Here is a 205-nt window from a genome sequence, read left to right as displayed (position 1 = left end):
CAGGCGATGGAGCGCATCAACGCCGCCTCCGGCAATGTGACGGTCGCCGGGGCCGGCTCGCTGCCGAGCCTGGTGGTTGGCGCCTCGCACACGGTCGCAGGCCAGATGGGCTCGCGGCGCACCACCGGCGGCGCCACCAACACCTCCGAGGGCGATGCCAATATCTCCTGGCTGCTCGATCTCTTCGGCCAGTACCGCCGTTCGA

1 pseudogene is annotated in these 205 nt (G+C 70.2%); it reads left to right on the top strand.

Annotation, left to right across the window (positions count from 1 at the left end):
- A pseudogene (locus ACPYOI_RS37445) lies at window positions 1-205 on the top strand (efflux transporter outer membrane subunit); the annotation flags it as partial.

This window comes from Rhizobium sp. SVR5-2C, from assembly GCF_056755115.1.
The sequence above is the reverse complement of the archived record's forward strand: the minus strand, read 5'-3'. Positions and strand labels throughout refer to the sequence as shown.